Annotated in this window: 24 protein-coding genes and 2 tRNA genes; 10 read left to right on the top strand and 16 right to left on the bottom strand. The window is 43.0% G+C overall.

Going from position 1 to position 17,404, the window contains the following annotated elements; all coding sequences use genetic code 11:
- Positions 1 to 33: 33 nt before the first annotated feature.
- Positions 34 to 186, bottom strand: coding sequence for a hypothetical protein (locus NKMY2_RS10920; protein ID WP_177316540.1), 153 nt, complete (start codon positions 184 to 186; stop codon positions 34 to 36).
- Between the two features lie 25 nt (positions 187 to 211).
- Positions 212 to 1,246, bottom strand: coding sequence for an alcohol dehydrogenase catalytic domain-containing protein (locus NKMY2_RS08615; protein WP_042687116.1), 1,035 nt, complete (start codon positions 1,244 to 1,246; stop codon positions 212 to 214).
- Between the two features lie 106 nt (positions 1,247 to 1,352).
- Between NKMY2_RS08615 and NKMY2_RS08610 the strand changes: the two genes are divergently transcribed.
- The 3 genes from NKMY2_RS08610 to NKMY2_RS08600 all read left to right on the top strand — a co-directional run bounded on the left by NKMY2_RS08610 (position 1,353) and on the right by NKMY2_RS08600 (position 3,905).
- Positions 1,353 to 1,538, top strand: a complete 186-nt coding sequence (locus tag NKMY2_RS08610; protein WP_042687113.1) for a hypothetical protein — start codon at positions 1,353 to 1,355, stop codon at positions 1,536 to 1,538.
- An 80-nt stretch (positions 1,539 to 1,618) separates the two neighbouring features.
- Positions 1,619 to 1,843, top strand: a complete 225-nt coding sequence (locus tag NKMY2_RS08605; RefSeq protein ID WP_042687109.1) for a hypothetical protein — start codon at positions 1,619 to 1,621, stop codon at positions 1,841 to 1,843.
- 31 nt (positions 1,844 to 1,874) lie between these two features.
- A complete protein-coding gene (locus tag NKMY2_RS08600) occupies positions 1,875 to 3,905 on the top strand; it encodes a thioredoxin domain-containing protein (RefSeq protein ID WP_042687410.1) in 2,031 nt (676 codons plus the stop codon).
- Here the strand turns inward: NKMY2_RS08600 and NKMY2_RS08595 are convergent.
- Positions 3,897 to 4,220 (bottom strand): hypothetical protein, encoded by a 324-nt coding sequence (locus tag NKMY2_RS08595; protein WP_042687107.1) that lies wholly within the window; start codon positions 4,218 to 4,220, stop codon positions 3,897 to 3,899. The genes NKMY2_RS08600 and NKMY2_RS08595 overlap by 9 nt on opposite strands.
- Positions 4,221 to 4,258: 38 nt before the next feature.
- Positions 4,259 to 4,537: a hypothetical protein gene (locus NKMY2_RS08590; RefSeq protein ID WP_042687104.1), complete on the bottom strand. Its 279-nt coding sequence runs from the start codon at positions 4,535 to 4,537 to the stop codon at positions 4,259 to 4,261.
- A gap of 53 nt (positions 4,538 to 4,590) precedes the next feature.
- Here NKMY2_RS08590 and NKMY2_RS08585 point away from each other — a divergent pair, with 53 nt between their 5' ends.
- The gene (locus tag NKMY2_RS08585) at positions 4,591 to 5,043 is read left to right on the top strand and encodes a hypothetical protein (RefSeq protein WP_042687103.1); all 453 of its coding nucleotides are present in this window, start codon (positions 4,591 to 4,593) and stop codon (positions 5,041 to 5,043) included.
- On the opposite strand, the gene NKMY2_RS08580 is transcribed toward NKMY2_RS08585, so the two are convergent.
- Positions 5,040 to 5,543 (bottom strand): hypothetical protein, encoded by a 504-nt coding sequence (locus NKMY2_RS08580; protein ID WP_052347680.1) that lies wholly within the window; start codon positions 5,541 to 5,543, stop codon positions 5,040 to 5,042. The two genes, NKMY2_RS08585 and NKMY2_RS08580, sit on opposite strands and share 4 nt — an antisense overlap.
- A 156-nt stretch (positions 5,544 to 5,699) precedes the next feature.
- Between NKMY2_RS08580 and NKMY2_RS10335 the strand changes: the two genes are divergently transcribed.
- Positions 5,700 to 6,212 carry a cupredoxin domain-containing protein gene (locus NKMY2_RS10335; RefSeq protein ID WP_052347678.1) on the top strand — a complete coding sequence of 171 codons (513 nt, stop codon included), beginning with the start codon at positions 5,700 to 5,702 and terminating at the stop codon, positions 6,210 to 6,212.
- 43 nt (positions 6,213 to 6,255) lie between these two features.
- On the opposite strand, the gene NKMY2_RS08570 is transcribed toward NKMY2_RS10335, so the two are convergent.
- The 5 genes from NKMY2_RS08570 to NKMY2_RS08550 form a co-directional block, all read right to left on the bottom strand.
- Entirely contained in the window at positions 6,256 to 6,543 is a 288-nt protein-coding gene (locus tag NKMY2_RS08570) for a hypothetical protein (protein ID WP_042687101.1), read from the bottom strand.
- Positions 6,544 to 6,573: 30 nt separating this feature from the next.
- Positions 6,574 to 6,813, bottom strand: a complete 240-nt coding sequence (locus tag NKMY2_RS08565) for an Lrp/AsnC family transcriptional regulator (RefSeq protein WP_042687099.1) — start codon at positions 6,811 to 6,813, stop codon at positions 6,574 to 6,576.
- A gap of 33 nt (positions 6,814 to 6,846) precedes the next feature.
- A complete protein-coding gene (locus NKMY2_RS08560) occupies positions 6,847 to 8,307 on the bottom strand; it encodes a DEAD/DEAH box helicase (RefSeq protein ID WP_081781899.1) in 1,461 nt (486 codons plus the stop codon).
- Between the two features lie 195 nt (positions 8,308 to 8,502).
- On the bottom strand, positions 8,503 to 9,348 hold the full coding sequence (locus NKMY2_RS08555) for a class I SAM-dependent methyltransferase (RefSeq protein WP_042687095.1): 846 nt from the start codon (positions 9,346 to 9,348) through the stop codon (positions 8,503 to 8,505).
- Positions 9,349 to 9,381: 33 nt separating this feature from the next.
- A tRNA-Thr gene (locus tag NKMY2_RS08550) sits at positions 9,382 to 9,455 on the bottom strand.
- 90 nt (positions 9,456 to 9,545) lie between these two features.
- Here NKMY2_RS08550 and NKMY2_RS08545 point away from each other — a divergent pair.
- Positions 9,546 to 9,749, top strand: coding sequence for a hypothetical protein (locus NKMY2_RS08545; RefSeq protein ID WP_042687092.1), 204 nt, complete (start codon positions 9,546 to 9,548; stop codon positions 9,747 to 9,749).
- Here NKMY2_RS08545 and NKMY2_RS08540 read toward each other — a convergent pair.
- Entirely contained in the window at positions 9,726 to 10,289 is a 564-nt protein-coding gene (locus NKMY2_RS08540) for a hypothetical protein (RefSeq protein WP_238549820.1), read from the bottom strand. The genes NKMY2_RS08545 and NKMY2_RS08540 overlap by 24 nt on opposite strands.
- 47 nt (positions 10,290 to 10,336) lie before the next feature.
- On the opposite strand from NKMY2_RS08540, the gene NKMY2_RS08535 reads away from it, so the two are divergent.
- Complete coding sequence (locus tag NKMY2_RS08535; protein ID WP_042687089.1) at positions 10,337 to 10,798, top strand: peroxiredoxin family protein; 462 nt, start codon at positions 10,337 to 10,339, stop codon at positions 10,796 to 10,798.
- A 37-nt stretch (positions 10,799 to 10,835) separates the two neighbouring features.
- The gene (locus NKMY2_RS08530; protein WP_042687086.1) at positions 10,836 to 11,387 is read left to right on the top strand and encodes a pyruvoyl-dependent arginine decarboxylase; all 552 of its coding nucleotides are present in this window, start codon (positions 10,836 to 10,838) and stop codon (positions 11,385 to 11,387) included.
- Between the two features lie 104 nt (positions 11,388 to 11,491).
- On the opposite strand, the gene NKMY2_RS08525 is transcribed toward NKMY2_RS08530, so the two are convergent.
- Positions 11,492 to 11,839: a hypothetical protein gene (locus NKMY2_RS08525; protein WP_042687082.1), complete on the bottom strand. Its 348-nt coding sequence runs from the start codon at positions 11,837 to 11,839 to the stop codon at positions 11,492 to 11,494.
- A gap of 267 nt (positions 11,840 to 12,106) precedes the next feature.
- Here NKMY2_RS08525 and NKMY2_RS08520 point away from each other — a divergent pair, with 267 nt between their 5' ends.
- On the top strand, positions 12,107 to 12,493 hold the full coding sequence (locus NKMY2_RS08520; RefSeq protein ID WP_042687079.1) for a hypothetical protein: 387 nt from the start codon (positions 12,107 to 12,109) through the stop codon (positions 12,491 to 12,493).
- A 95-nt stretch (positions 12,494 to 12,588) separates the two neighbouring features.
- Here NKMY2_RS08520 and NKMY2_RS08515 read toward each other — a convergent pair whose 3' ends face one another.
- Both NKMY2_RS08515 and NKMY2_RS08510 read right to left on the bottom strand, forming a co-directional pair.
- On the bottom strand, positions 12,589 to 13,758 hold the full coding sequence (locus NKMY2_RS08515) for a hypothetical protein (protein WP_042687076.1): 1,170 nt from the start codon (positions 13,756 to 13,758) through the stop codon (positions 12,589 to 12,591).
- 188 nt (positions 13,759 to 13,946) lie between these two features.
- A complete protein-coding gene (locus NKMY2_RS08510; RefSeq protein WP_042687072.1) occupies positions 13,947 to 15,707 on the bottom strand; it encodes a M3 family oligoendopeptidase in 1,761 nt (586 codons plus the stop codon).
- Between the two features lie 74 nt (positions 15,708 to 15,781).
- Between NKMY2_RS08510 and NKMY2_RS08505 the strand changes: the two genes are divergently transcribed.
- Positions 15,782 to 15,873 (top strand) — tRNA-Val (locus tag NKMY2_RS08505).
- Between the two features lie 30 nt (positions 15,874 to 15,903).
- Here NKMY2_RS08505 and dps read toward each other — a convergent pair.
- Both dps and NKMY2_RS08495 read right to left on the bottom strand, forming a co-directional pair.
- A complete protein-coding gene (gene dps / locus NKMY2_RS08500; protein ID WP_042687069.1) occupies positions 15,904 to 16,467 on the bottom strand; it encodes a DNA protection during starvation protein in 564 nt (187 codons plus the stop codon).
- 100 nt (positions 16,468 to 16,567) lie between these two features.
- Positions 16,568 to 17,320 carry an alpha/beta fold hydrolase gene (locus tag NKMY2_RS08495; protein WP_157832510.1) on the bottom strand — a complete coding sequence of 251 codons (753 nt, stop codon included), beginning with the start codon at positions 17,318 to 17,320 and terminating at the stop codon, positions 16,568 to 16,570.
- Positions 17,321 to 17,404: the final 84 nt, after the last annotated feature.

The raw sequence follows: 17,404 nt of genomic DNA, 5'->3' as shown, positions 1-17,404 counted from the left end.
ACGCAACATCCTGTTTGCTATATGAACCTAAAATCACAACAGTTCGTCATCGATTCGCTCAATGGAGTCAAGATACTGTTTGCATGTGCACCCGGGTATTGCGCATTTGCCAAGCCTCATGAGCGAGTCGCTCTGCGTCGATGACTCGTGAATCTGGGCAATGTGGTGACACCGCTTGCAGTTCATTATTTTTTAAAATAACGTCTTTAATTTAAGGAATGAGAACTGCCCTTGCCTCTATCTTTGATTGCTTTAGCTGCATCAGCACTTGATTTGCCTGCTCAAGCGGGAATGTCTTGTATATTACTTTAAGATCGTTTTCGGCTGCAATTCTGACTACGTCTGCCATGTCTTTTCTGGATCCTATCAGCGTCCCGCGCACCGTCTTTTCTTGCGTGACATCGAAGCTTGGTATGTTGCCAAACGTTGCAAGAACTATGGTGCCGCCTTTTTTTACAGAGTTTATGGCAGCATCTGTCACCGACTCTGATGGGGCAAAGACAATTGCAGAATCAAGCAGCCCCTCTTCTTTTTTTAGCGAGGATAGGAATTCTCCCTGATTGCTTGAATACTCGATGACGTTGTCCGCACCGACTTTTTTTGCGACATCTAGGTGGCTTTTGCTTCTTGCAAACCCGATTACCCTGCAACCGTTGATCTTTGCAAACTCTACTGCCATGTGTCCTACTCCTCCTACTCCAAAGATGCCTGTCTTTTTCCCCCTTTCTGGCTCACTTGCCATGACTGCCTTGTATGCTGTTACTCCGGCGCAAAACAACGGTGCCGCATATGCCGATTCCATAGAATCCGGAACGATGGTTGCAAAGTCTTCTGTTATGGTGATGTATTCTGCATATCCTCCAAGCAGCGACTCCCCCGTGACCTCTGCCAAATCGCACAAGTGCTCCTTTCCAACCCTGCAGTAATCGCACTCCCTGCATGAGCCGTAAAGTGGCGATATCCCTGCCCTCTGCCCCACTTTGAATTTTGTTACCTTGGGACCCGTCTCTATTACGGTGCCGACAATCTCGTGCCCCGGAACGGTCGGCAGTGCCGGCGGTATGCCGTATTTTTTCCAGTCTCCCTCTATTCCGTGCAGCTGGGAGCGACACACGCCGCACGCGTCTATCTTCATTAGGATTTCGTTTGGCCTTTTGATCTGGTGCCTGTCTATTTCCCTTAGCTTAAGCGGGTTTGTCTCAATTGGCGCAAGACTCTCAAGCAGCATTGCGCGCATCTTTGACATGATGTCGGTATGGAATCATGTTATTTTTAGATTGTTTTAGACGATGCGCCAAACCGTTATTGGGATTTGTGAACAAGCATATTAACTCCAAGTTGCATACTAATTCATGGGAAGCGATTCTGACAACAAGATGGTAATCGTTTTCATTATATCTTTGATCATACTGTCTTTGGGGGTCTTTCTTCTGATATCTGGATATCTTGAAGGTGCGGGCAATGCCAGATGGGCATTTGTCGTAATTGGGATAGCCGGCATGGGCGGCTCTTGGTTTTATAGGCGATACACTAGTTAGTGTCTCACATCACAAATTAACCGCAGGCCCGATGCACATCTTTTAGATAAAAATTAATTCGATCACGCCAAACCGTATCTGTGTCCCACATAACAGAAGACGATCGCAGGCGCGTTGAACTGCTTGACCTGGTGGCAAAAAAAGGGCTAAAGGTGTTGGAACTTGAAGACCTAAAACAGCTGCTGACACTAGTTGAAAACAAGGACTATACCCACAACAAAAAGGCGCAAAAGTCCAAAGTAAAACTGATTGCAAAACTAGATGCTGCAATTTTTGATATTGAAGAGCGGAAAAAATTCAATTAGACACAAATACTCTAAATGCCAAACCATGTCTGTGGCAGAAAATAATCTGATTCATGAAACAAGCCCGTATCTTTTGCAGCATGCGCACAATCCGGTTAACTGGTATCCGTGGAATGAAACTGCGCTAAAAAAGGCAGTGGATGAAAACAAGCCGATCTTTCTTAGCGTCGGGTACAGCTCGTGCCACTGGTGTCATGTGATGGAGCACGAGTCGTTTGAAAACGACGACGTTGCGGAAATAATGAACCAGAATTTTGTCAGCATCAAAGTTGACAGGGAAGAAAGGCCCGACCTTGACGACATATATCAAAAGGTTTGCCAGATGACTACTGGACAGGGGGGCTGGCCGCTCAGTGTTTTTCTCACACCTGACCAGAAGCCGTTCTACGTTGGCACGTATTTCCCTGCACTTGACAGCTACGGGAGGCCTGGCTTTGGAAGCCTGCTTAGGCAGCTGGCACAGGCCTGGAAGGAAAAGCCAAACGACGTCAAAAAGGCAGCGGAAAACTTCATGGAAACACTGCAAAAGACAGAAAAGATAACCACTCCCTCAAAGCTTGAAAAATCCATTCTAGACGAGGCTGCGATGAACCTAATGCAAATAGCAGACAATACGTATGGTGGATTTGGCAGTGCGCCAAAATTCCCAAACGCCGCAAATCTGTCCTTTATGCTGCGCTACTCCAAGATTTCAAAGATTTCAAAATTCTCAGAATTCGTATTCAAGACGCTAAACAAAATGGCAAGGGGCGGCATATTTGATCAGATTGGCGGCGGGTTCCACCGGTACTCTACTGATGCAAGGTGGCTTGTGCCGCACTTTGAGAAGATGCTTTACGATAATGCCTTACTTCCAATTGTGTATTCTGAGGCATACCAAATTACAAAAGACCCGTTTTATCTTGAGGTCATACAAAAGACGCTGAATTTTGTAACCCGCGAGATGACGTCCCCAGAAGGCGGATTTTATTCTGCACTTGATGCTGACTCTGAGGGGGAGGAAGGCAAGTACTATGTCTGGAAGAAAAGTGAAATCCAGGGAATACTTGGGAAAAACGCAGACGCCTTCTGCCTATACTATGACGTAACTGATGGGGGAAACTTTGAGGGCCATACTATTCTGAACAACAACATTAGCACGTCAACTGTCGCGTTTCATTTTGGCACGTCAGAAGATGATGTCAAAAAGATAATCTCAGACTCGGCTGATATTTTGCTTGAATTGCGATCACGCCGAATTCGTCCAGGCCTTGATGACAAGGTGCTGACCTCGTGGAACGCACTTATGATATCTGCATTTGCAAAGGGGTACAGAGTATCTGGGGAAAAATCCTATATGGAATCTGCGGAAAAATGCATCGCGTTTATAGAAAAAAACCTCCTCTCCGGAAATCACTTGCTGCGCACGTACAAAAATGGGCAGGCAAAGCTAAAGGGATACCTTGAGGATTATTCTTATTTCATAAATGCACTGCTTGACGTCTTTGAGATTAACCCTGATTCCAAGTACCTGGATCTTGCGGTGAATCTGGCAAATTACCTAGTTGACCATTTCTGGGATGGGCAGAACAACAGCTTTTACTTTACTGCCGACGACCACGAAAAGCTCATCATAAGGCCAAAGAACAACTATGATTTATCGATGCCTTCTGGGAACTCGGTTGCGGCAAGCTCCCTCCTGAGGCTTTACCATCTCACACAAGAAAAAAAATTCCTGGACATCTCGCTAAAAACAATGGAGTCGTTTTCTATCATGGCTGCCGAAAACCCGTTTGGATTTGGCTATCTCCTAAATGCAATCTATCTGTATCTGCAAAGCCCGACAGAAATCACAGTGCTGAACACAAATAACAAAAACATACTGAACCTGCTGGCAAAAAGATTTCTTCCGGAGGCAATACTTGTGACCATATCTGGCTCTGATCAATTGAAAAGTCTGACAAAATATCCTTTTTTTGCAGGAAAGGACTTCAGCCCGGAGAAGACAGTCGTGTTTGTGTGTAAAAACTTTACATGTTCTTTGCCGCTTGAATCTGAATCTGAGATAGAAAAACTACTTTGAGCGGAACATGTTTACTTCGAGAATCTCGCCTACCTGCGGCCTTCCCATTCTTTCATATCTTATCCTTGGAACTGTAATGGATATGGTGGCCTGATCGTAGCTCTTTATCTTAATTGTCGGCTGTCCCTGCAGTATTGCCTCAAGCAGTGGCTGCACCTGCTCTCTTAGCTCAGGATCCAGCTTTTTTGCAACGGAATCCATGATTAGCTGCTTTTGCGATATGGACTCTGTCTGGACGTCCTCTGCCAGTGACATCTGAATAATGTTGCCGCTGTCAATTATCTGCTGGACCCTATACCGCGTGGTTTCAGACATGGATTGACTCATTCTTGTTTGAATTTATTTCCTCTGGTTTATTGTTCAAGTATTGCCTTTTTTATCAGGGGTGCCTTTTCTTTGAGAATCTTGTTGAATTCCTGAATGTCTTCTAGCTCGACTGTTTTGTTTTCATTTTCATACGCCCTTAAAAACGCAGAATACACGCATCCTGTAATTATGCCAAACGCCGCATCTGGAACCGAGTTTATTTCAGGCGCATATGCTTCTGCTATCTGCCTGTATGATGGGGCTTCGCTGATGTAGTAGTCCACCAAATTATCGATAAAGTCCTTCGTGTATTTTGTAATTGTCACTTGGTATGCTCATGATTTTATGATTTATAATAGTTAATGAAAAATCGAGTCACATGTGGAAACTGGATCGGGAGGATGACTTTTTTCGAATTTTTGACAAGAACCATAACATAGCGGGGTATTTTGTCCCAGATTACGGCAATATTTTTCCAGAAGACAAAGCCGACGAGGTAATAGAGCAGATGCATAAAAACCGTGACAAGGTTCCGGGGGGATACCTGACTGTTCCAATGGTAAAGTTTGGCATATTTGGCTCAGAGGAGGACATGGATGTCATGTATGTGGAAAGTCATCTCTCTGATGCACTCTTGCGGCTGGAGGCGTGGAAGGAATTTCTTTTGCAAAACCAAATGCACCATGCAATTAGACTATCTCACACTGACCAGGACATGCTGAGCCTTACATTTCCAGTAAAGTTCACAGATCCTGTCTCGCTTGAAAAAACCGCGATTCTTGGAACGCTGGAACCTACACTTGATTTGCTGCATGAAAAGGGTCTGCTCTAGTTTGATCTGTTTTTTGCCTTGTTAAACGAATCAAGCGCCGCTATCTCGTTTTCAAACGACTCTTGAAGGAGCAGGTCTGATCTGACCTTGCTTGACGTGTCGTTTGTCCTTATCCACTCTATTAGGAGCTGGTCGCTTTCAAGTTGTTTTTGCGTAGACAAGACGAAGAGTTTTAGTGATGGCGCAAAAGACTGCGGAGGAACAAGATCGTTGTATCTTTTGAGCACGTCCTGAATGTTTTGGATGTGTGTGTCTGTGTATTTTAGGAATTCTTCTTTTGTGATGCTTTCCTCTTCAAGCATTTTCTTTTTTGAGTAAAACTCCGTCTGTGTCTGTTTTAGGTCGTCTTGGATGCTCTTTAGGCTGTTTCCAAAATACTCCCCTCTGTTTATTGCCTGATCTGCAGAATAATAATAGAAAATCACCACTGAGACAATCAGTATTCCGACTCCGACTGCAACGTATGTGGCCTTGCTGTCTTTCTTTTTTGGCTTTTTCAATTGTTTTTATGGTTTAAAGTGTTCGATATTAATTAGTTGAAAAAATATTAAAAAATTACAAGCAGATGGAGAGAAACCTGGCGCTCTGGCTCCTAAAATATGATGTGAAATTCTACCCAATCTTAATATGTTATACCTCGAGGTCTGTGATCAATAATGAACACCAAATTACTTGCAAGTATTGCAATTTTTGCATTGTTGGCAGGTGTGATTAGCACCTCTGTAATGCAATCTGCATATGCTGCAGATTATGGAACGAGTGACAAGGCAGCTGACGCCAAGAAACTAGCTGACAAAAAGGCAGCTGACGCCAAGAAACTAGCTGACAAAAAGGCAGCTGACGCCAAGAAGGATTCTGGAACCGGTAAGGCGACTGGCAAGGCAGCTTCAGATATGGTTACTGTCGAAATGGCAAAAGGTACAGCGACAAACACTGAGTGCGGTGACAAATGCTTTGTGCCAAACAAGGTTCAAGTCAAAGTGGGAGGAACAGTAACTTGGAAAAATGTTGACACTGCAGCCCACACTGTAACTGATCCTAATGGCGCATTTGACTCTGGCATGCTAATGGCAAAAGGCTCATTCAAACACAAATTCGATACTGCAGGAACATACGACTATCTGTGCATCGTTCATCCATGGATGAAAGGCACAGTGACAGCCAGTTAATCAGATTCTCTGATTATCATTCTTTATTTTTAAACTACAAAACTTAGTCTATGTATGTCCCTTCTTCGTCTGCCTTTAGCTCAATCTGCATAACAGAACCGCTGATGAATGACTCGTTTCTTATGGTTCTGACCCTTGCAATGTCAAGATGATATGGCCAAATCTCGACTACTATGGCGCCGACCTTTACGTTCTCCGGGGCATCTGTAAGCTGTATGTCTTCTTTTTTGATACCGTACTCTTGAAGCTTCTTTATGCAGTGCTCTACTAGTGGTTCCGGGTTGTTGTGGTTTATCGCCCAAACAGTTCCGGTATATTCTATTTTTTCCAAGTGTGATTTCTGTATGGAATTCTTGTATAATTATTCTTCGGGGGCAATTACTTTTAGCGTCATGGTGCTCATGACTCTGGATAGGCGCCTTATCTTGTTTGACACTGTCTTGTCAAATTCGTCTTGGGATTTTGCATGTATCTCAATTATGACGTCGTATGCCCCAAAAGTGATGTATGCGTTTTTTACTTCTGGTATCTGTTTGAGTTCCTCAAGAAGGTATTCTTCTGCGCCTAAATCACAGTTTAATAAAACAAAACCGATGTGCATTTGATATCTCTACTCGCTGACTTTTAAAAAGATTTACCAACGTCGCCTGTGTGCAGACCCTTTTGGCGCATGATGCATCTGGCCTCTGCTGCTCTTATCACTGCTGCCTCTTTCGTCTGATTTACTGCCATAGCTTCTGCCGCCTCCGCTTCCGCCATAGCTTCTTGGTTTATCGCCACTTTTTTCGTCTGATTTACTGCCATAGCTTCTGCCGCCTCCGCTTCCGCCATAGCTTCTTGGTTTATCGCCACTTCTTCCTTCGTCTGATCTGCTGCCGTAACTTCGACCTCCGCCACCATAGCTTCTACCACCACCGCCTCTGCCGAATGTTCTACGTGATCCGGCATCTCGTTTTAGTGGGTCTGGTATGCTTACCTGTATTCCAAGCTTTTCGTTCAGGTCTGTCATCGTTACTTTGATTTGTCTTTTAATTAAATTGAAATCGCCAATTGATGAATATGATACCAGTGTGATTGCCCTTCCCTTGGCACCTGCACGCGCGGTCCTTCCGATTCTGTGGAAGTAAACCATTTCTTGATTTGGGACATCATAGTTGACTACCAGTGCAACTTCTGGCACGTCTATTCCTCTTGCCGCAACGTCTGTGGCGACAAGTACGTCTGCTTGCCCTCTTCTGAAGCGTGACATGGAATTTTCTCTTTGGTGTTGTGACATGTCGCCTTCGATAGCTACTGCGTTAAAGCCATTTTCGCGTAGGTCTCTTGCTACTTCTCTTGTTCTGTTTTTTGTAGAGCAAAAGACGATTGATTGTGATTTTTTATTTTCTTTAATGAAATCGATTAGATGCTTTAGCTTCTCTCTGTCTTTTATCACCAAAAATGACTGGTCTATTCCCTCTCCGCTAAGATCATCTGCTGAAAGGAGAAACTGTTTTGGATTGTTCAGATAGTCTTCTGCCAGTCTAAGTATTGCAGGCGGCATTGTGGCTGAAAAGAGTGACATTACCTTGTTTACCGGCGTGAGATCCAAGATGAATTTGATGTCGTCGATAAATCCCATGTCGAGCATCGTGTCTGCCTCGTCTAACACGACATACTTTATGTCCTTAAGATCAATTGAGCCGCGTTTTAGGTGGTCGATTAGTCTTCCCGGCGTGGCAACGACAATTTCAACTCCGTGTCTTAACGCGTCAAGCTGAACGCCCATCCCCTGTCCGCCGTAAATGGATACGATTCTAATTCCTGCATGTTTTGCAAATTTCTTAAATTCCGTTGTGATCTGGACTGCAAGCTCCCTTGTTGGGGCAAGAATGAGCCCTTGAATTCCTCTTCGTGGCTCTACATTTTGCAGCATTGAAATTGCATATGCTGCAGTTTTGCCAGTTCCTGTGTGAGCTTGGCCAATTACATCTCGTCCTGAAAGTAATACTGGTATAGTTGCCTCTTGTATTGGAAACGGTGCCTCAAACCCAATTTCCTTTAGTCCATCTACTATTGATTTTTTAATTCCTAGTTGTTCGAATGTTGTTGTCAATTTGTTTACCTAAGCAATGACAGAGAAAAGCTCATTGCTTATTCCGTCATTATAGCCTGATGAAACAAAGATCTTTCTTACTCCTAATAAACCATTACAATGCGTATCGACGTCGATTAGCGGAATTGGACTGATTCAAGTGTGATTGCATCTAAACTGCATTCAAAACTGAAAAAATTCAGGGTAATGCTGTCTTTATTTGAGAACTGGATGCGATTTTATCACCAAATAGTCGATGATGCCACTTTCTGAAAGTCTCTTCATTTTTAGCATTGACTTGTACACCAGCGTTTCTACAAATGACGGATACGTTGCTGAAAACTTTTCCTTCATTGATTTGCGGTTCTCTATGTAGTAATCTGCAAGCGGCTCGTACACCGCCTTGCCGATTTTTTCAATTTTTGATATTTCGAATCCCGCACCTCTGATCTGATTCTCCACGAGATCCGCTGGATAGTGCTGCGAAGTCCACGTGACATTTAGGATTCCAAGCTTTGAGAACAGTCCTTTTTTGTTATTCACTACTGGAATTGCCATGACGAGCATTCCATCATGTTTTAGCATTCTCCTTGACTCCTCGAGAAATTTCTTCAGGGGGTAAAAATGCTGGGCAGATTCTAGCGCCACTATTCTGTCAAACGATTTATCTGAAAACGGGATGAGGACGGAAGTGGAGTTTACCAGGCGAAGTTTCTCCTTTGGGGCAGGAGTGTTGATCTGTGTGCGGTTTATGTTGAGGCAGAAAATTTCCAATCCCTCAAACTGCTGCTTCCACCTTAGCGCAGGCGAACAAAAGCCGCATCCTACATCTAGGACGTTTGTTGCAGAAGAAAACTCTGATATCTCTGAAACCAGATCGCAGAGGCGTTCCTGAGCCCGGTGTGGCTGTGTGATTCCTTTGTCCCACAAGCCAAAATTGAGCATGTCTGCCCCGCTTCCAAGCTGCATTAAGGGGGCAAGCTTGTCGTAAATTCTAATTATGTCTTTTTCGCTTTTTCGAAAATTCCACAGAATTATTTCAAGGGGATTGATTCGAATCATAGTCTACACTAACCCACACATATGATAAAGGTGAGCCAATGAAGGGATTTGAACCCTCGACCATCTGATTACAAATCAGATGCTCTGCCAGGCTGAGCTACATTGGCGTAATTTTTTAAGAAAAGTGAGTAGTTTAAAATGTTATCAGATTCCTGTTTTTGCCAATCTTTAATAGTGCCACATCCAAAACTCGGTAAATGAAGTACATTCCGCCAAAGAAGCTCAAGGTCTTGATGGGGCTGTTCTTTGGAGCTGGTATTTGGGGAATAGTTTACAGCCTTTGGATTCATCCAATGCTATATCTTACCATTTTTGGCGTGATCAATTTGTCACTTGGGGCAATGTGCGGCTATCTGTTTTTGACACAGGAGCCGAGATCAGCCAGCAAGAGTAAGAAATAGCGCAGCTACTACAAGCATGTTTGTCGCAAAATGCATTGCGTATGAGTGATTGATCCCTTTTTTGTCATAGACGTATTTGAACAAAAATCCTAACGGCATTAAGAGAAGCGCCATGTGGATCTTTATTCCCATTGCGATGTGGGTAAGGGCCCACACTATGACCATTTTTTTTGATTTCCTAAAGTACAGTTCTTCAGCGTGATTGATGTGGACGAACATGTAGATCAAAATTGGTATGAACGGGAGCACTCCCCAAAATCCTTCCCGCGCAAACGGGCCAAATGCAATGTTGTAGCCAAGCCAACTCCAATTCAAAATTGGAATCTTTTCAACAATTGGGTATGCAAATACAAAATATGCCATCATTATGCCAACTGGAATTGGCGCATACATCATTGATTTTACGCCCTTTGCAAGGTCCCGTATCCTCTGCTTTGTCTCTTTGATTAGGATGAGCGAAGTTGCAACTGTGAAAATATAGTACCCTATAACAAATACTTCTGACTGGATTATGCTGTCTAGCGTAAACAAGAACTGCACAAATTCCAATGGATAGCGGTTAAATAATAATATGACATATTTTTCTCATGCGGGAAGGAGATGTAGCGCCAGACTTTGAGCTTGTGGCAAACAACGGGGAAAAAATCAGGCTGTCGTCTTTCAAAGACAAAAAAAATGTCGTTTTGTGCTTTTATCCAAAAAACCGCCTTTTCATGTGCCCCTCAAAAAAAGTCTTCAAGATGGCGCAAAGCGTTATCTCTGCTTACGGTGACATACTGAAGACTGACTCTGTTCTCTTTGCCATATCCGTTGACACCGTAGATGATCAGGCCGCCTTTGTGGAACGGTACAATATTCCATACTTGCATCTTAGTGATACTACAAAAGACGTCTGCAAGAAATATGCCGGACTGAATTTGGCAGGACTTGCCAAGCGCTCGACATTTATTGTCGGCAAAAACGGCACAATCCGTAATGTCTTTTATGACATCGACGTTGAATCGCACGGCAAACAAATTGCACAGGCACTGTCCAAACTGAACGGTTAAAAAGTATAAATAATTAAAACCAATTTCAAAAAATCACTTGCTCGATTTAGTTGCAAAAAAATTATTTCTAACAAAGGGAAAGGGAGTCCACGAAGACCGACTTACTAGTTTTGAATATGCGTTACGAGATGCTGGCATCTCTGGAACCAACATAGTTCTAATTTCTAGCATATTTCCTCCTGGGGCAAAACTGGTCTCAAAAAAAGAAGGACTGAACCTCATAAAACCAGGCCAAGTGTTATTTACGATTTATTCGCGAAACCAGACGAACGAGCCGCACCGACTTATCTCGGCATCAGTTGGCATTGCACAGCCATCTGATCCGAAAAGATACGGGTACCTCTCAGAATACGAGGCATTTGGGCAAAACGAAAAGAAGGCAGGCGACTATGCAGAAGACATCGCGGCGCAGATGCTTGCCTCTTCGCTTGGAATCCAGTTTGACATTGACAAAAGCTGGGATGAAAAGAGGCAGCAATGGAAGATCTCTGGGCAAATCTACAAGTCAATGAACGTCACACAAACAGCTGTCGGCGATGCAAAAGGTAGATGGACTACTGTGTTTGCAGCGGCAGTGCTGATTCTATAGTCGTTTCTGAATTTTTTATCTGGTGTGTTGATGAAATATGGCTAGTGTTGAAAATAAATCTGAATGTGAGAAAACAGACAATCTCTTGATGTAATCGCACTGATCTATGAACTGTTAGGCGTTCTAAATTTTGTATTCTGAAAATAATACAGCTCTCCAAATGGATTTAATTTTGATATGATTGGCAGATCTCTTACCTCTTCTTTGAACATAAATGCATAGCCTTCTCTGGTTATCTTGTCTAGTGCTTCTTGAAATTCCTCAAAGTTTCCTACTTTTTTTACCAGTATTGCAATCGTATCTGTTTTCCTAACAATTGGGTTATCTGACTTGAATATTTCATTAGTTGACGCAGCTTCCTCTCTTAGTGCATGCATCTTGTCCTCGGTAAAATCTGCAGTAGCCTTTCTTGCTTTTATTGCCTTGTTTTTAATCTTGGAAATTATGCCCATGCGTCTGCAATACGGGCGTGATCAGATCTTAATAATCTTCTGAATGTGTTGGCACGAATGTGTGAGAAATCTAAACACCTGTCATTTCCGCGATTATACAAAATCAAAAAATAGCATCTCACGATGATACTACTTTGGCCAAAAGTGGCAAAAGAGAACTTGCCGATTATTTCAGGCTGTTGATTATCTTATGATATTGACAAACATGTCCATAAAACTAACACAAGTGTAAGCGCGGCTTAATAGGCATTACCGACATTATCTGTCATGATGACTACGAATACAAAAAAGATACGTATTATTGGTATAGGAGTCGGCGTTATAGCCGCAGTCCTAATAGCAGTTGCAGTTATTACCACCGTCCCACAAATTACTCAGACTGTAATTCCCTTTGTGACGGTAAGCGGTAGTGCTTCAACTACAGGACCTGCTACGGCACCACTTACCATAGATTTCACATCCGATACAGGCTCTGTCAATTCTGCAACCGTGGATGAGGAAGGAAACTATTCAATAACATTGGCAAATCAGCATTCCTATTCAGCGACTATCCATTATTCAGCAGGATATGGATTGACGGGTGGAACATGTGATGCAGGCAAGCTTGACATCTACACAAGTTCACCATTGATGAATAGAAATCTCTCCTGTTAAAGGACCAATCAACTCTTTTTTTATATAATCAACTAAACGTTCCTGAGAAACGGAAAATCAATGCTTACTAGAATATGATGTGAGAATACTTGTGTTTATGCGGCGTTCTTCTTTGTTCTAAATCCCTTTAGATAGTATACTGCAGCGCCAGCAGCTACTGTGCCGATTCCAATGAGAACATACATCTCGTTTGCGCCTGGCAAATTTGCCTCTTCTGGCACGCTTTCTTTTTCACCAAGTGTCATGATGAGGTCTTGTCGTTTTGCCGAAAACTCCTCTCCAAAAAGATACATTACTTCTATCTTGCTCCCTGATTTGGAATTAAAGAACCACCCGCTCTCGGTAATGTCTGCCGGAATGGTCTGATTATTTTTCTCAATCGCGTCTATTACGTTTGTGTTGGTGTGTATTCTGGTAGTATTATCTATCGGGAGCACTACTACGTGTATTAGTGAGTTAAGGGGGAAAAAACCGCCTGCAAAATAATTGGATTTTCGTATTTCGTCAACTTTGAAAAGTTTTAGCGTATCTATCACCTTTGTGTCTTTTGCAGTGTTTGGGTATTTCTCAGATACCTTGAGCTGCATGACATAGTCGTGCTCTCTTGGAAGAATGGTAAATGTCATCCTGGAATTGTCGTCTTTTGCCAACTTTTGGGCAACCTCAAAGAATCCGCCCATGCTGCGAATTTGGGCTGGCATCAGAGTGGCAGAAATTTTGTTAAACATATAGTCGGTACTCTGAACTTGTGCTGTGTATACTGTAGAAATCGTACCGGCACCTGACACTTGGCCTGATGTCTCAAGTGCCTCGTTTGAGGAATCTTCATAGTGGATAAACACGGAGTGGAATTTCGTATTCAGGCTAAACGCACTATTGATGTCATCAATGTACCTGTCGCCTATTTCTCGTGCTTTGTCTTGGGCCTCTATGATCCCGCCCTTACTGCTTTCCCTTTTGGTGTTTATCATGACGCAAATCTGGTCATGGATTCCAAGAACGCACTGGTTTTCATTTGTAATTATGATTCCAACAATGTCAGTGCTGTTTCTTATCTTTGCATCAAGTTCGTGAGGTATCTGAAACTCTTGAATGCTTGTTGTCTGGAGAGAAATTGACGCAGTAACATTGTTTGATATCTTTTGATCCACGATTACTTGGGCTACCTCATGATACGTTGCAAGACGAGCTTGCTCTGCAAACACAATGCCTGCAGAATACGCCATGACGAAAATTAGTAAAAGCGGCAAAACTGCCTTGTGCATAGCCACAGGCGCCCCTGCTTTCAGTATTAAGTTTACTCTGAATTTGTCACATTATTTTTCCAGATCTGCGAAAATTCAAAGGTTTAAATTATTTAGAATGGAACCAGTCATTAAGACATCGAATTCAAACCGAAGGGGGACAAGCCAGCATCCCGTGCGTAAAGGATGCTGGCCCCATTTTCAATTACTTATAACGAAACTAGTTCCTTTACCTGCGTCTTTACGTAATCAAAGCCATCTTGCCAGAATTTTGACGACGAAATGTCAATTCCGTACTCGCTGAGCAGCGTTTCTGGCTTTTTTGACCCTCCAGCTGCTAGGATCTCAATGTATGTTTTCTCAAAGCTCGCCCCTTCCTTTTTGTATCTTTGGAACAATGACAGCGACAGGAGGTTTCCAAACGAATACGCGTAGCAGTAAAATGGCGTGTGGAAAAAGTGCGGGATGCAGCTCCACTCTATTCCAAAATCGTCTGATAACTCTACCGAGTTCCCAAACTGGGTTTTGAGGTTGGCAGAATACGTCTTTGATAGTTCGTCTACCGTGGTTCCGTCCGCAATTTGCTTGTGTGCGGACATTTCAAATATTGTAAAGAATGCCTGCCTCATTATTGTGGCATAAAGGTCGTCTATTTTTTCAGAAAGTATTGTGATTTTTTCACTATCGTTCATCTGGTCTGATATGTTGTCGTACAGTAGCAGTTCTGAAAACGTGGATGCCGTTTCTGCAAGCGGTAACGGTGCCTCTGCCACCAGTATTGACTGGCCGGATGCTGCCTGGCTGTGAACCGCGTGCCCCAATTCATGTGCAAGCGTAAATACATCTCGTGCACGCCCAGTGTAATTTACAAGAACATACGGTGTGATCTTTGGTGTGATTGTGCTGCAAAATGCCCCGTCTCTTTTTCCAGGCCTTATTTCTGAATCAATGTGGTTTTCTTTGAATACTCTGTCTGCATATTGGGACAGCCTTGGGCTGAATCTCTCAAGCGAATTCAAGACCAACTTCGATGCGCTCTCGTAGGAGTATGTTTTCTCCTTGATGTTCTTTGTGCTTGGCGCATACAGGTCGTACCGCCTTAGTTTCTCTAATCCAAGCATCTTTGCTTTGTATGCAAAAAACTTGTAAAACACATCGGAGTTTTTCTTGCAAACGTCAAGCAAACTGTTTACTGTCTTGTCCTCTACGTCGTTTCCAATGTTTCTAATCGAAATCGGCGACGAATAGCCGCGTATTTCAATTCCCTCGTTTTTCCAGTTTAGTGTAAGGTTTTGGTAAATCTCTCCTAAAACGCCCTTGTTTTTCGTGTATTTTGTAAGCAGGGTCTTGTATGCAAGCTCCCTTGTTTTTGGACTGTTGCTCCTAACAAGAACCGTGAGTTCTTCACGTGTCAGTTTCTTCTTTTTGCCGTTTACCGTAATGACATACTCAAAGGCGTTTGTTATCTTGTCATACAGTTTCACAAGCGCAGTAGACCCAGTAACGTCAAGCGTGTTGATTATTTTCTCCTCGGGCTCTGACAGTGAGTATTTTGCCAAAAGTCTTTTGTGTCTTAGGTATTCTCTTAGGTTTCCACTGTCCTTCATTAGGCGCAGTGCGTTTTTTTCATCAATCTTTCTTTTCCACCACAAATCAAAAAACAGAGTTTTGTTATCTATTTCTGAGCCAAGCTTTGCCATTTGTGTGACAAGAGATGTTGCCTCGTCTGACTGGGTGTCTGACGCATACCATAGCGATGCATAGCCGCCAATGACGCTTGCGTTTTCTGCTATGTCCTCGATGTTTTTTATTATTCCAAGAAAGTTCTTTGACGACATGTTTGGATTTAGCGATTTTTTTAGTTTCTCAAATTTTTTTACCTTGCCTTCTAGAGTAGAAATCTGCCTTGCAAATTTTGGACTTTTGTGATCTGACAGATCGGAGAGTTTCCATTTTCCCTGCTTGTACATGTGGTTCCTGCCCGTTTTCCTCTATATGACTATAATTCTAACGCCTAAATAGTGCCGAGTATTTTTCCCAAATTGGACCGGTTGTCTAGTGGTTAGGATGACGCACTCACACTGCGTATGGATGAAAATCCCGCAAAGGTCATGGGTTCGAATCCCATTCGGTCCACTTTTCAATTATGTTTTTTAATCAAATCATCTAGGAATCTGACTGTCCTACTATTCCCCTTCTAAAGTGTCCTGACGGCCTTTTTGAAAGGAGTTCTACAAACCAAGCTTCGTGTTCTATCTCCTCTCCCATTATTCTCTGAGCAATTTCATATGTTCGATGATCCTTGCCGACAGTATAGTCGCACACTTCTCCCCACGAATGAATTGCACATTTTTCAGCGGCTAGGAGAACTTTCAAAATCTCATCTATGTCTTCCCAGTTTTTTGGCAGAAATGCATCGGGACAGCCAGCAATGTTTGCAAACTCTCTGAGGTCTCTTGGCAGGCTTCCTCCAATCTCATATAGACGTGGCGTCATGGCCTCAAAGTGATTTCTATCCTCTATTCTGGCATCTTCAACGATTTCTTTAATGCCTTCGCCGTCTAGGCCTGTACAGTGCATTCGCAGTATTGTATAGTAGTAATATGTTGCAAATTCTGACCCTACGCCGGCCACAATGAGTTTTCTTAGTTTCTCCAAATCTATGCCGTTTTTTTCCAGAACCTCAATCCCTGCAAGCTTTCCTACTTTGTCTTTGATCTTGCCTGACATTTAGATACCTACGTTTTGATGTGTTTTGATCATGTTAGTCTGTTGGTGGCAAATCTATTAAGCTGCGCTTACATCGGTGTAAGTTTAATGGACGGATTTGTCAGTCTGTGAGTATATTCAGGTTTTTTAGAAATTTGATAAAATGTTCATTAAACTCATTGGGGTTTTCCATGCTGCTCATGTGTGCAGCATTTGCAATTATGTGCATCTTGGAATTCTGAATCCTGTCGTGCATTGCCTTGGCTGCAGCCGGCGGCGTGATAGTATCGTATTCACCTACCAATACAAGTGTCGGAACACTGATTTTAGAAAGGGCTTCTGTGGTGTCTGTTCTTGATGCCATCGCAAGCAATGCTCCACAAATACCGGTTATAGAATTTGACAGAATTATTTTCCTTACGCTCTCTACTGCATTCTGCTTTGTGCTAAAACTCTGCTCATAAAAGACTGCTTTTAGGAAGCCTTCTGCAAATGACCTTACTCCATCTTTTTTTATTAGTTTGATTGAGGCGGCACGTTTGATCTTTGCCTCGTTTGAATCTGCCGATGACGTGGTGTCGCACAAAATCAGGGCGCCAAAGCGCTCCGGATTCCTTTCGATGGCTCGAAGTGCGACATATCCTCCCATTGAAAACCCGCAAACGACTGCCTTTGTTATTCCCAGATGATCCAATAATGCCATCAAATCATCAACAAACAGTTCAACTGTGTACTGCCCATCGCCAATGCCGCTCTGACCGTGTCCTCGAAGATCATAGTCTATGACGTAAAAGCCGTTTTCTTGTAACGCTGCTACCTGTGCTTTCCACATTTCGGAACTAAATGGAAATCCGTGTATCAAAAGTACTGGCAAAGATCTACCCTTGCCTGTTTCATTGTAGTAGATGTTTATTCCATTGACTGAATCTAACGTATTGGTTTCCCACCTATGTTGAAG

The organism is Candidatus Nitrosotenuis chungbukensis (assembly GCF_000685395.1).
GTDB lineage: Archaea > Thermoproteota > Nitrososphaeria > Nitrososphaerales > Nitrosopumilaceae > Nitrosotenuis > Nitrosotenuis chungbukensis.
Note: the sequence above shows the minus strand (reverse complement) of the source record. Positions and strands in the feature narration are given on the sequence as shown.